Genomic DNA, 12,027 nt, shown 5'->3' with positions numbered 1-12,027 from the left:
CGGGTCGGGACCGCGAACGCCGCGCCGTGCTGGAAATGCTATTTCCAAAACAGTAATAGTGCTTCTCGGAATGCGAGAGTACGTTACCGATGTATGAAAACGGTGCGCAGCTTCTGCCGTATCTGCACGTCGGTGTGCGGCATTCTGGTCGACGTCGACGGGGACGAGGTGGTCCGCGTTCGCGGCGACCAGGACCACCCGTTTTCGCACGGTTACTGCTGCCCGAAGGGCCGCGCGCTGCCCCTGCTGCACCACCACCCGGACCGGCTGGAACGGCCGCGGATTCGGGTGGACGGCGCGCTGCAAGACACCAGCTGGGACGCCTGTCTCGACGACCTGGGCACCCGGCTCAAGGACATCATCGACCGCCACGGGCCCCAGGCGGTCGGCTTCTACTTCAGCACGATGGAAAGCGCCGGGTTCCGGATGGCCGAGGCCTTACACGCCGCGATCGGCACACCGGCGAAGTTCAGCCCGCTGACCATCGACGGCACCGCTAAGCCTCTGGTCTCCGATTTGGTGGGCGGATTCATGGGCCTGTCCGGCCGCACCGATTTGGACGAGTGCGATTTTCTGATGCTCGTCGGCGCCAACCCGGTGGTCTCACACGGCCATGCGATCTCGATGCCCAACCCGACCGGCACGGTGCGCGAGATCGCCAAGCGCGGGCAGGTCTGGGTGATCGACCCGCGGCGCACCGAGACCGCGCGGCTGGCCTCCGGTCATCTCGCACCGCGGCCCAGCACCGACCACGCGGTGCTGGCCTATCTGGTCCGCGAAATTCTGCGCGACGGCATGAAAACCGATGTGCCGGTTCAAGGTATCGACGAACTGACCGCCGCGGTCGAGCCGTTCACTCTCGAACACACCGCGGCGTTCGCCGACGTACCCGCGGCGGAGCTGACGCGGCTGGGCGAGGCGGTGCGCGCCGCCAAATGCGTCGCGGTCGAGACCGGCACCGGCGTCACGATGACGGCCGAACGGGCCAACGTCACCCAGTGGCTCGCCTGGGTGCTGATGATCCTCACCGGCGCGATGAACCGGCCCGGCGGCACCTGGTTCCATCCCGGATTCGCTTACCAGCTCGAAACTTTCGGCGATCTGCTGCCGGTCACCCCAGTCGAGGGATCATTCGGCCCCGGTCCGCGCAGCCGCCCGGAGGCCCAGGCGTTCATCAACGAATGGCCGTGCGCGGTACTGCCCGACGAGATCGCGGCCGGGAACATCCGCGCCCTGATCAACGTCGGCGGCAGCCTGGTCACGTCGTTTCCCGAAACGGGCAAGTTGATCCCAGCGCTGCAGAACCTGGAAGTCTTCGCCACTACCGAGATCATCAACAACGAGACCACCGAGTTGGCCACCCACGTGCTGCCGACCAAGGATCCGCTGGAACGTCCCGACATCACCATTCACGACATCCTGAGCTCGCAGGTGTCGGTGCAATACAGCTCCGCGGTCGTCGACCCGGTCGGTGAGCGGCGATCGATGTGGTGGGTCTTCGCCGAAATCGGCAGGCGGCTGGGCTACAACCTAAGCAGTCTCGGCGACCCCGACACCAGCACCGACGACGACGTGCTCGCCGTCCTGCTGGCCGGGGCCCGCACCAAGTACGACGAAGTGGCCGCCACGGGCTGGGCGGAAGTGCCGCGCGAGCTTCCGGCGGCGTGGGTCGAGGAGCACGTCGGGCGGATGGGCGGCTGGCGGCTGGCGCCACCGCTGCTCGTCGATCAACTCGCCGCACTCGAGCCGACCCCGCCGCTGGTGATGGTGCCGCGCCGGCAGCGCCGAAAGCTGAACGGGCAACTCGACTTTCTCGGCGAAGCCGCCGAGATCCTGATCAGCCCGCAGGACGGCGCCGCCGCGGGCGTCGTCAGCGGCCGTCGGGTAACCGTGCGCAGCGCCAACGGAGAGTTGACCGGCATCGCGAAGGTCGACGAAGCGATGCGCCGCGGAGCGGTGTCGATCCCGCACGGCCACCACGATGCCAACGTCAATCGACTGACCAACAAGGACGACATCGACGTGGTGACCGGCATGGTGCGCTATTCCGGCATAGCCGTCAGCCTGCATCCTGCCTGAGATATCAAGAGCGTCAAGCATTTAGCCGCCGATTGGCTTGGGTGCTATCAGGTCGCCAAGAGATCCAGATAGCGCTGCAAAGTTCCGGCCTCCACCGTTTGCCGCTGCTCCAGCAACATCACACAGCGCAGGGCCAAGTCGAACGACCGATAGCAGTAGTGCGTGATGACGGCGAGATGCCTGAGTTGCTCGTCGCTCATCGAGTCCGCGCGGGTGAAGTCCCGCACGTAGACGATGTCGGCCTCCAGCAGCTGGTTGACGGGCTGGCGCGGATCCACGCACGGCGCAATCGGCCACAGCTTGATCGCAGGAAAGCAGTGCGGCACGAATCCCTGACCACGTAGCTCGGAATCTATGTCACCGAGAGTTGGCTGGTCCTTGTACAGGCTCACGAACGAAACCTCGGTCTGGATCGCCACCGTCTCAGCGAGTTTGACTGTCCCCCCTTGAAACACCGCGAGTTCGCCCCCTTGAACGTCGACCTTCAGGAAGTCGATGTGTTCAATTTCGTCGATGTCATCGAGTCGGCGGGCTTGCACGGGTAGCCGTTGCACCACTTCCGCCGGGAGCTTGAGATACTCGAACACGTCCAGCGCCGCCGGGTCCGGTTCCAACAGGCTTGTCATCCCGGATCCACGACATACGTTGAGCGTGTGCGCATTTCCATCACCCACCGCATACGGGAGATAACGCTCGTGTGGGCCTTGGCGTCCCAGCAGCGTGTGCAGCGGTTGATGCTGAGGCTCGAATCCCGTCACACGACATAGTCCCGCGCCAAGCATCGGCGTGTAAGGCGGTTCGGAATCGATCGGATTCGCACCGACGTCGACGACCTCGGTGCGGCGCTGCGGGGCCAGCAGGTCGTAGAAATCGGCGATTTCGCCAATGCCTTCCGGAAGGTTCGCCGCCACCACGGAGTCAAGTATAGGTATACGACGCTTGCCTCATCGAAAAGGTGAATCGCACAATAAGTCCGACACTAACCACGCAGATTCGGCCAGCCGGTCAGCAAGCTATGTATCAATTATGTTGCGACTGAGCTGCGGGAATGTCGCATAGTGTTTAAAGTAAATAACTCTTGGCGCGGGAAAGCACCGCACGAAAAATGCTGATGTAATTTTAATTAAGTCGCCCAACGTTGGACGATTCCCCCCACTCCCCGAGATGGAGGAATCCAATGTACAAACGTGAAACCGAACAATGCCGCAAGTGCCAGGGGCTCGCCGATGCCCTGGTCTGGTACCAGTACTCCTCGCGGGGAGACACGGTCGGGCGGATCATCCACCGGATCCGGTGCCGGAGCAATTGCATGGGACTGGTCGTGCACGGCCCTGGAGCACGCAGCTAATTCAGGCCGGCGGTAAGATAAGCGACCGGTCGGCTACTATTGTCGTATGCCGCGGCCGCCGAATCCCGACGTGCGCCGTCGCCTTCTTGCGGCGGGCCTCGAACTGGTGCACGCACGCGGCTTCTCCGCCAGTGGCGTCAAAGACATCACCGATGCGGCCGGTGTGCCGAAAGGCTCGTTCTACGCCTACTTTCCAAGCAAGGAGGCTTTCGCCGCCGCGGTCCTCGCCCACCATTGGTCCGACATCGAAACGCGTTTGCTGCCAATGCTTGACGCGGACGGCACGGCGCAGCAACGAATCACCCGCTTCTTCCATGCACTCGCCGATGAACACGAGTCGGGCGATTTCCTGCTCGGCTGCCTGGTCGGCAATCTGTCCCTCGAACTCGGCGGTTGCAGCGAGCAGGTTCGTGCCGAGCTCGTTCGCATTCTCGACCGTTGGGACTCGGCCCTGACGGCGTGTGTGCGTTCCGGCCAGCGTGGCGCCGATGGCATCCGCGCAGATCTGGACGCGGCCGAGCTCGCCTCGCTACTAATCGAATCGTGGGAGGGCGCAGCCCTGCGCGGGAAGGTGACCCGCAGCCGAGCCCCGTATGAACGATTCGAAACGGTCACCGTGCCGTCAGTTCTGCGCTGATCCCGGTGTGATCGGGGAGACTCCACCACCTCTTGATTTATAGACGACTGGTCATCTATTCTCAGAGCACTACGAGCGTAAGGATCACCTCGATGGCCGACTTGTCCAGGTACGCCGAACCGGAGAACCCAGGGCTGCCAAGCGCCCACTTCCAGCTCGATCACCAGCGTGCCGCACTCGTCATCACCGACCCGCAGCTTGATTTCCTCAGCCCCGAAGGGGTCTCGTGGCCGGTGTTCGGTGAGAGTGTCCGCGACAACAACACCGTCGCGCACATCGGTGAACTGTTCGGAGCCGCGAAGCTTGCGGGTGTCACCGTCGCGGTGTCGCCGCACTACTTCTACCCCCGACGGACAGCCAGTGGCGGTTCGGTGATCCGCTCGAACAATTCATGATCAACGTCGGCATGTTCGGGCGCCGGGACGCGTACGCAACGGACGGCTTCGCCGGGTCCGGAGCCGACTTCCTGCCCGACTACCAGCACCACATTCACGACGGCCGAACGGTGATCGCCTCTCCGCACAAAATCGTCGGCCCCGAGTCCAACGACTTGGTGCTGCAGTTGCGCAAGCGCAGGGTCAGCCAGGTCGTCCTGGCAGGAATGGCGGCCAATCTGTGTGTCGAGGGGCACCTGCGCGAACTCATCGAACAGGGCTTCGAGGTGGCAGTCGTCAAGGACGCCACGGCGGGCCCACGGCTGCCCGAAGGCGACGGCTACCTGGCCGCGCTGGTGAACTTTCGATTCCTCGCCAGCGTGGTGTGGACCACCGCCGAGGCGGTCACCCAGCTAACGAAACATGTTGTCACCGAATATCTTTTGACCAACAAGGAGGTCGAACAAAATGGAAACCATTGAAAATCTGAACCAGCACAAATTCGCCCTGAACAACGGTGCCGAGATTCCGGCACTCGGGTTCGGCACATTGCTTTCCGACCCCAACCAAACGCGCACTGCCGTTAAGGCCGCGGTCGAGGTTGGGTTCCGCCACCTCGACGCCGCCGAACGCTATCGCAACGAAGCGCAAATCGGCGCGGCGCTCAAGGAGTTGTTCGCCGAGGGAACGGTCCGGCGTGAGGACCTCTTCGTGACCACGAAGCTGTGGAACAACAACCACCAGCCCAAACGAGTCAGGCCCGCGTTGCAGGCCAGCCTGGACCGACTAGGGCTGGACGCCGTTGATCTCTATCTCGTGCACACACCATTCGCCTTCGCACCCGGCGACGACCAGGATCCCCGCGACGCGCACGGAGCCGTCGTCTACGACGACGCAGTCACGTTGGAAGAGACCTGGGGCGCGATGGAAACCCTTGTCGACGAGGGACTTACCCGAACGATCGGCTTGTCGGATATCAGTGTTGAAGGCACCCGAAAGATCATCGACGACGCCCGGATCAAGCCGGCGGTCGTCCAGGTCGAGTCACATCCCTATCACCCGCAATGGGAACTGCATGAATTCCTTGAAACACAAGGCATCGTCATGTTGGCCTTCGCACCGCTGGGGCATGCGTTGGAGCCGCGACTGCTCGACGATCCGCTGATCGTCGATATGGCCCGTCGGTTCGAAAAGACCCCTGCACAAGTGTTGCTGGCGTGGGGCATTCAGCGTGGAAGTGCTGTTCTCACGTCGTCGGCCAACCCGCAACGCATTCGCGAGAACGTCGATGTCACCGCGCTTACCGAAAGTGCGATCCGTGAGATCAACGAGCGCCTCGACACTCGCCATCGATTCAATTCCGTTCCAGACACTGGAGTTCCGGGATTTATAAGTCGTTGAGGCGGCGCGCATAGGTCGAATGTGCTGCGCGTGGCGAGAGTGCGTTCATAAAATGCGATATGGGCGTCGGCGCGATCCCGGCCTTCGTTCTGGTCAGCTCGCGGGCGAGCGTCTGCGCGTCGCCGGAAGCTAGACCAGCTGCAGACACTGTGAGTTAGGCGGTCACGTGAAAGCTTGGCAGGTCCACGGAATCGGTGAGCCGACCGATGTTTTGCGCGAAGTAGACCGGGATCTGCCGAGCCCGGGCGCCGAGCAAGTACGAATCCGCGTCGCGGCGGCGGGCCTCGGACTACCCGATGTGCTGATGTGTCGGGGCAGCTACCCGTTGACTCCCCCGCTACCGTTTACACCCGGGCAGGAATTGGTCGGCGCCGTCACCGCGGTCGGACCGGGCGTCGACATCGCAATCGGCACCCGCGTGCTGGGTGTCAGTGACCTCGTCAGTGGCAACGGATCCTTCGCCGCCGAAGCCCTCGCCCACGCGAGCACCGTGTTCCCGGCTCCCGCCGGGATGGACGACTCCGCCGCGGCGGGATTTTGGATCCCCAACATGACAGCATGGATCGGCCTGATCGATCGCGGCGGACTCGAAGCGGGCGAACGCCTGGCGGTGCTCGGCGCCGCGGGCGGCAGTGGAATCGCGGCGGTCCAACTCGGGAAGGCTCGAGGCGCACGGGTACTCGCCGTCGTCAGCGACCAGCAGAGAGCAGAATTCTGTCGGTCCTTGGGCGCCGACCACGTTGTCGTCGCCCACGGCGAAACCGCTTCTGACGGAACACCACTCGCGCACGCGCTGCGCGAAGCGACGGACTGGGCCGGCCTCGATGTGGTCTTCGATCCCGTCGGCGGTGCGCAGGGCACCGCGGCGATGGGCGCCCTGGCCCGCGACGGCCGGCATCTGGCCGTCGGCTTCGCCAGCGGCACCTGGCCAACCCCCGACGTCCCGATGATGGTCATGACGAATACGACCCTGGTTGGTGTGCTCGCGGCGGGCTACAGCCGCGCGCATCTCGAAGGGATCCTGCGCGGCCTCGAGGAATTGATCGACACCGGTGCTCTCCGGCACATGGTCGGTGAAACCGTGTCGTTCAACGACATCCCCAAAGCGCTCACGCGCCTTGGGGAACGAAAAGTCCTCGGAAAGATCGTCGCGGCAATCGACGGCAGTTGAGTGGCCAGGTGCGACACACCCCGCCGCTGGCGAGGTCGCCGGTCAGTCGTCGACGGCGTCGCGTTGTCGGCTTCGGTAGGCGCGCATTCCGGCTTGTGATTTGCACTGGTTGCTGCAGAACGTCGCCGAGAGGTTGCGACTGCTGTCGACGAATCCGTGATGGCAGTTCCTGCAGGCCTTTACCTTTGCCCAGCTTCCCGACTGCGACAGTGCGGCAACTTCGGCCAGGACAGAGCCTAGGACCCCGGCCAGCGCAGGCTGGTCGGAGACCAGTGCAACACCGTTATCGGTGAACCGGGCTCGCAGCGGATACCGCAGTGCCGCTCGGTTGAGCGCGCGCCGCGCACCGGCGATCTCATCATCGGTGATGTTGTCGGCGTCGCCGTGCCACAGCAGCACGGTGATCAAGGCGTCGCGGATATCGCGGGCTTCGACGGCATCGACAGAGCCGACGGTGTCGTCGACTACCGGCGGGACCAGCGAACTCAGCCATCCCTCCAGGCCCGGCACTCCTGACAAGCGATCAGGAAAGCGACCTTGATGGTCGTGGGTGTTGACGAACGCCAACACCAGCGAGGCGCTGGTATCCGCCGGGAACGAGTCGTCGGCTACGGCCATCTCGCACCCTCCTCGACCTCGTCTTCCGCGGACGGTCAACTGTACGACAGAAGCCAAGCAGTCCGGCCGTTGGTTATCTTCAAGCCTACTATGTAGCTAACATTTTGAGATGGTTACGTTGACACGTTATCGTCTACATGCTTATGCTGATCACATGACAAACACGCCTCGCCGCGCTTGGCTCATCACTGGCGCGACCTCAGGCATGGCCTGTCGCTGACCTACGCTGCGTTGCGGCGCGGCGACAACGTCATTGGGCTCGGGCGCAACACCGAGGCGCCCAAGGAGACCGTCGACACCATCGCAATTAGGAGATCCCATGACTAACAACCGCATATTGGTCACCGCCGCTACCGGCAAGATCGGCCGCGCCGTCGTCGCCCAACTACTCGAGAAGGGCATGCCCACTACGGCCATGGTTCATCATGAGGACGCGCGAAGCGCCCGGTTAAAGGACCTGGGAGCTGAAATTGTCGTCGCGGACATGATGGATATCCAGCAGGTTGCGGCCGCGATGGACGGAGTCGACCGACTATTCTTCAACGCTCCCTTCCATCCCCACGCGCTAGACAGCGCCGTCGCCTTCGCTGTGGCCGCACGGCGCAATGGTGTAGAAGCCGTTGTGGCAATGGGCCAATGGGCGGCCAGTCCAGAGCACCCATCGCTGCTGACCCGGCACGCCTGGTTGACCGACAAGCTATTTGAGCTATTGCCTGACACCGCCCATGTGGCAGTCGATCCGGGCTACTTCGCCGACAACTATCTGACGCAAGTCCCGATGGCCGCCCAGCTCGGAATATTTCCGACGCCGACCGGCCTTGGTCGCAACGCGCCCCCCTCCAACGAAGACATCGCGCGGGTAGCGGTCGGTGCACTGCTCGACCCCCATCGTCATGACGGCCACGCATATCGTCCGACTGGACCAAAACTCATGACAGGACAAGAGATAGCTGACGCGATCGGCGAAGCGCTCGGCCGACGCGTACGCCACATCGACGTGACTCCTGACAGGTATATGCGAGCGGTGGGTCTGCGCGCCAAGAAACTCGGCCTGAGCATGTACCTGCAGACCAGCCTGCGCCATTACCTCGTCGAGCAAGCCCTCGGCTCGTGGGAGGTAGGAGGCGTGACGACGCATGTGCATGACGTCGCCGGTGTCGAGCCCGAGGACTTCCTGACGATCGCTCGCCGCTACGCGACGGGGCCGGCGACCCACCGCACTGCCGGCAACTTCCTCAGGGCCCTAAGGGGTTTCATGCTGGCAGCGGTCGTGCCGGTGCGCGACCTCGACGCTTTCGACCGGATTCAGCAACAGCCCCAACCAGCCGAGCCGAAATACTCAGGCCGATCGGAAGTGTGGCGGGCCGAGCACCCTGCAGCATTTCCCCGGGTGGACGGCAGCACCTGGGATCGAAAGCTCCTATCGAGTTGACCCTCGACGCCGCAATCGCAAATCCTTTTGATTGGCATGGAAATCCGATCGGTCGTGAAACTCAAAATTGCTTCAGATCAGATTTGATTTTTCCGACTTGGTAGTGGCGTCAGCTGCCTCAACGATCAGGTCTGCCAGCGCAGAGGGCATAGAGAGGAGAGGCAAGTGGCCCGACGGCAAATGACGAACGTAGGCGGCTCGTCTCGCCAGGAAGCCCTGACCTGCAAGGGGAATAGCCTTGTCCTCGTCAGCCGCGATGTACGTCGACGAAATCCTATGCCAGGCAGCGATAGTCAATTTCTGGGTGGTGGCGGACAGGGTCAAGGGCTTCAGCCGGGCAACCGCCTGAAGCGCGACGCCCTGCGGAACATCGTGAAGGAAGACCGCACGCGGGTCGTGCACGGTCAAAATGTCACCTTCGATATTCCACCAGTCGGGTGCCTTACCGGTGACACCGAGCAAGGATTCTCCAACGTCAAGCTGAAAACCGCAGACATAAATCAGGTGTCGAACATTCGGCAACCCGGCAGCGGCCTGAGTCACCACCACGCCGCCGTACGAATGGGCGACAACCACTACGGGACCGGCGATCTCCTTGATGCGCCGACGGACCAGCGTGGCGTCGTCAAACAGCGCAAGACGCGCGCTTCCTCGGTCCGCCACGCTGGGCAGGTCGACGGTTTGCGACCTCCAGCCCCGGGCCGACAGATCCTGTCGCACCGCGTCCCAACTCCACGCGCCAAAAAAGGCCCCGTGAACAAAGAACAGCACCGGCCGAGAATCGACTGATTCCGATTGAATACCCATGGCAGCGAGCCTCTTTCGTTGTATTCATCTCCGGGCCGCTGGTCATGCTCGCGGGCTCCCATGAAGACATCGTCGGGCGGCAGGGTCGCGCCGTGAAGTTCTGATTTAGAACTCGACGTTCGTCAGCGGTGTTGCACAATTGATGACATGGCCACCTACCACCAGTACTGCCCGGTCGCTATGGCATCGGAAATCGTTGCCGAGAGGTGGAATCCGTTGATCGTGCGCAATCTAATGTTTGGCGCGGACACCTTTTCGGCAATCGCCAACGGCGTGCCGGCAATGTCTCGCTCCATGCTCGCCAAGCGGCTCGACGAACTCCAACGAGCGGGTGTAATCGAAACGCAGCTCAAGCCCGATGGCCGCGGGCACCACTACCGACTCACCGAGGCCGGCGCCGACCTGGCCGGTGTTGTCACCGCTCTGGCGACATGGGGCAAGCGGTGGGCTCACGTGACAAGGGAGCACTCTGATCCTGCGTACGCGCTGTGGGCCTGGTGCCAGGCGCAGGTCGACCGGCCGGCCCTGCCCAATGCCCGGGTAGTGGTTGCTTTCATATTTCCCGAAGAGCGCCCCAACAAGCGGCGGTTCTGGATGTTGGTCGACCACGGGAGGGCCGAATTCTGTCACTCAGACCCGGGCGGGCAGCCTGATCTGACTGTTGAGGCAAGATCCCAAGCGTTCGTCGACTGGCACCGGGGCGCCCGAACCTGGCGGGATGTGCTGCGAACCGGCGATATCACCGTCAGTGGCCCACAGTCGCTTCGTCGCGCATTTCCGAAGTGGAACCTGTATGCACCCGTCGCCCCGGCCTCTAGTCAATTGGCGGGCTGACCTGACGCTTTAGTGAAAACGCTTGCATCCAAGCGCTTTTCAGTATTTCAAGCAGCGCTCGTAGGGCCCACCGATTCCCATCCTTACATGCCTGAACTGTGGTGGCAGGTACTGGATTCGAACCAGTGTAGGCGTAAGCCGACGGATTTACAGTCCGCTCCCATTGGCCGCTCGGGCAACCTGCCGCCTAGCAGGGTACAACGAGCGGGTAGACAATTCACAAACGGCTAGCAGCAACGAGGAAGGGCGATCGCATGGCTGACTCATCGTTCGACATCGTCAGCAAGTTCGACCGGCAAGAGGTGGACAACGCGCTTAACCAGGCCGCCAAGGAGTTGGCCACCCGCTTCGACTTCCGCGGCACCGACACCACGATCGTGTGGAAGGGCGACGAGGGCGTCGAGCTGACCTCGTCGACCGAGGAGCGCGTCAAGGCCGCCGTCGACGTGTTCAAGGAAAAGCTGATTCGCCGCGACATCTCGATGAAGGCCTTCGACGCCGGTGAGCCGCAGGCCTCGGGCAAGACATTCAAGGTCACCGGCACGCTCAAGCAGGGCATCGACAGCGAGAACGCCAAGAAGATCACCAAGCTGATCCGCGACGACGGACCCAAGTCCGTCAAGACGCAGATCCAGGGCGACGAGATCCGGGTGACCAGCAAGAAGCGGGACGACCTGCAGGCGGTCCAAGCGCTGCTCAAGCAGGCCGACGTGGCGGTGGCGCTGCAGTTCGTGAACTACCGCTAGCCAGCGCTTCGCATTCGGTTCGTGCAGTAGACTAGGGCTGCACGAATCGAACGCAGGAGCTTGCCATGACCCCCACGGTCGCCGAGCTGGACGCCGCGAACCGGCGCCTACGCGAGAGCGCCCACGCCGTGGGCGTCGCCCTGTCGTCGGTCACGGTGCACACCGAGCCCGCCGTCGCGCGCGCCGTGCAGGCCGAGCTGAACCTCTATGCCCGGATCGAGACCGAGTTCGGGATGCTGACCAGCACCGAAGCGGGCAAGCGGATGGGGTCGCGATCCAGCGCGCCACGCAACCTGGCCACCACCGCGCGCCGCAACAAGACGCTCGTCGCGGTTCGCCAGGGCAACTACCTCTCCTACCCCGGTTTCCAGTTCGGCCCGGACGGAAAGCCGCTTGCCGTGATCGCCCGCCTGCTCGCGATTGCCGACGACAGCGGCTGGTCGGATGCGGGTCTGGTTCAGTGGCTCTGCTCGCCCACCACCTACCTGGACGGGGATCGGCCCGTCGACCATCTCGTCACCGATCCGGACCGCGTCGTCGCCGTCGCCGGGGAGGCCCTGGCCGTGTCTTGGTAACAGGA

Annotated in this window: 13 protein-coding genes and 1 tRNA gene; 10 read left to right on the top strand and 4 right to left on the bottom strand. The window is 63.3% G+C overall.

Going from position 1 to position 12,027, the window contains the following annotated elements; genetic code table 11:
- Positions 1-93 precede the first annotated feature (93 nt).
- Positions 94-2,079 (top strand): molybdopterin-containing oxidoreductase family protein, encoded by a 1,986-nt coding sequence (locus tag DB708_RS25200; protein ID WP_108926175.1) that lies wholly within the window; start codon positions 94-96, stop codon positions 2,077-2,079.
- A 47-nt stretch (positions 2,080-2,126) separates the two neighbouring features.
- Here DB708_RS25200 and DB708_RS25195 read toward each other — a convergent pair whose 3' ends face one another.
- Positions 2,127-2,993, bottom strand: a complete 867-nt coding sequence (locus DB708_RS25195; protein WP_235616938.1) for an FkbM family methyltransferase — start codon at positions 2,991-2,993, stop codon at positions 2,127-2,129.
- 480 nt (positions 2,994-3,473) lie between these two features.
- On the opposite strand from DB708_RS25195, the gene DB708_RS25190 reads away from it, so the two are divergent.
- From DB708_RS25190 to DB708_RS25175, 5 genes are all read left to right on the top strand, one after another.
- Positions 3,474-4,064 carry a TetR/AcrR family transcriptional regulator gene (locus DB708_RS25190; protein WP_108926174.1) on the top strand — a complete coding sequence of 197 codons (591 nt, stop codon included), beginning with the start codon at positions 3,474-3,476 and terminating at the stop codon, positions 4,062-4,064.
- Positions 4,065-4,156: 92 nt separating this feature from the next.
- Complete coding sequence (locus DB708_RS27890; protein WP_235616937.1) at positions 4,157-4,459, top strand: cysteine hydrolase family protein; 303 nt, start codon at positions 4,157-4,159, stop codon at positions 4,457-4,459.
- Entirely contained in the window at positions 4,456-4,920 is a 465-nt protein-coding gene (locus DB708_RS27885) for a cysteine hydrolase family protein (protein WP_235616936.1), read from the top strand. Before DB708_RS27890 ends, DB708_RS27885 begins: the two co-directional genes overlap by 4 nt.
- Positions 4,907-5,839 (top strand): aldo/keto reductase, encoded by a 933-nt coding sequence (locus DB708_RS25180; protein WP_108926173.1) that lies wholly within the window; start codon positions 4,907-4,909, stop codon positions 5,837-5,839. The genes DB708_RS27885 and DB708_RS25180 overlap by 14 nt, the downstream gene beginning before the upstream one ends.
- Positions 5,840-6,005: 166 nt before the next feature.
- Complete coding sequence (locus tag DB708_RS25175) at positions 6,006-7,010, top strand: zinc-binding dehydrogenase (protein WP_108926172.1); 1,005 nt, start codon at positions 6,006-6,008, stop codon at positions 7,008-7,010.
- 42 nt (positions 7,011-7,052) lie between these two features.
- Here the strand turns inward: DB708_RS25175 and DB708_RS25170 are convergent, their stop codons facing one another.
- Complete coding sequence (locus tag DB708_RS25170; protein ID WP_108926171.1) at positions 7,053-7,628, bottom strand: ABATE domain-containing protein; 576 nt, start codon at positions 7,626-7,628, stop codon at positions 7,053-7,055.
- A 319-nt stretch (positions 7,629-7,947) separates the two neighbouring features.
- On the opposite strand from DB708_RS25170, the gene DB708_RS25165 reads away from it, so the two are divergent.
- Positions 7,948-9,060, top strand: a complete 1,113-nt coding sequence (locus tag DB708_RS25165) for an NmrA family NAD(P)-binding protein (RefSeq protein ID WP_108926170.1) — start codon at positions 7,948-7,950, stop codon at positions 9,058-9,060.
- A 72-nt stretch (positions 9,061-9,132) separates the two neighbouring features.
- Here the strand turns inward: DB708_RS25165 and DB708_RS25160 are convergent, their stop codons facing one another.
- Complete coding sequence (locus tag DB708_RS25160) at positions 9,133-9,831, bottom strand: alpha/beta hydrolase (RefSeq protein WP_235616935.1); 699 nt, start codon at positions 9,829-9,831, stop codon at positions 9,133-9,135.
- A 183-nt stretch (positions 9,832-10,014) separates the two neighbouring features.
- Here DB708_RS25160 and DB708_RS25155 point away from each other — a divergent pair, with 183 nt between their 5' ends.
- Complete coding sequence (locus DB708_RS25155) at positions 10,015-10,701, top strand: winged helix-turn-helix transcriptional regulator (protein WP_108926168.1); 687 nt, start codon at positions 10,015-10,017, stop codon at positions 10,699-10,701.
- Between the two features lie 99 nt (positions 10,702-10,800).
- On the opposite strand, the gene DB708_RS25150 is transcribed toward DB708_RS25155, so the two are convergent.
- Positions 10,801-10,886 (bottom strand) — tRNA-Tyr (locus tag DB708_RS25150).
- 69 nt (positions 10,887-10,955) lie between these two features.
- Between DB708_RS25150 and DB708_RS25145 the strand changes: the two genes are divergently transcribed.
- Both DB708_RS25145 and DB708_RS27365 read left to right on the top strand, forming a co-directional pair.
- Complete coding sequence (locus tag DB708_RS25145) at positions 10,956-11,447, top strand: YajQ family cyclic di-GMP-binding protein (protein WP_108926167.1); 492 nt, start codon at positions 10,956-10,958, stop codon at positions 11,445-11,447.
- Positions 11,448-11,512: 65 nt separating this feature from the next.
- The gene (locus DB708_RS27365) at positions 11,513-12,022 is read left to right on the top strand and encodes a hypothetical protein (protein ID WP_165839920.1); all 510 of its coding nucleotides are present in this window, start codon (positions 11,513-11,515) and stop codon (positions 12,020-12,022) included.
- Positions 12,023-12,027 lie beyond the last annotated feature (5 nt).

This window comes from Mycobacterium montefiorense (assembly GCF_003112775.1).
Classification (GTDB): domain Bacteria; phylum Actinomycetota; class Actinomycetes; order Mycobacteriales; family Mycobacteriaceae; genus Mycobacterium; species Mycobacterium montefiorense.
This window is presented reverse-complemented; position numbering and strand designations above follow the sequence as displayed.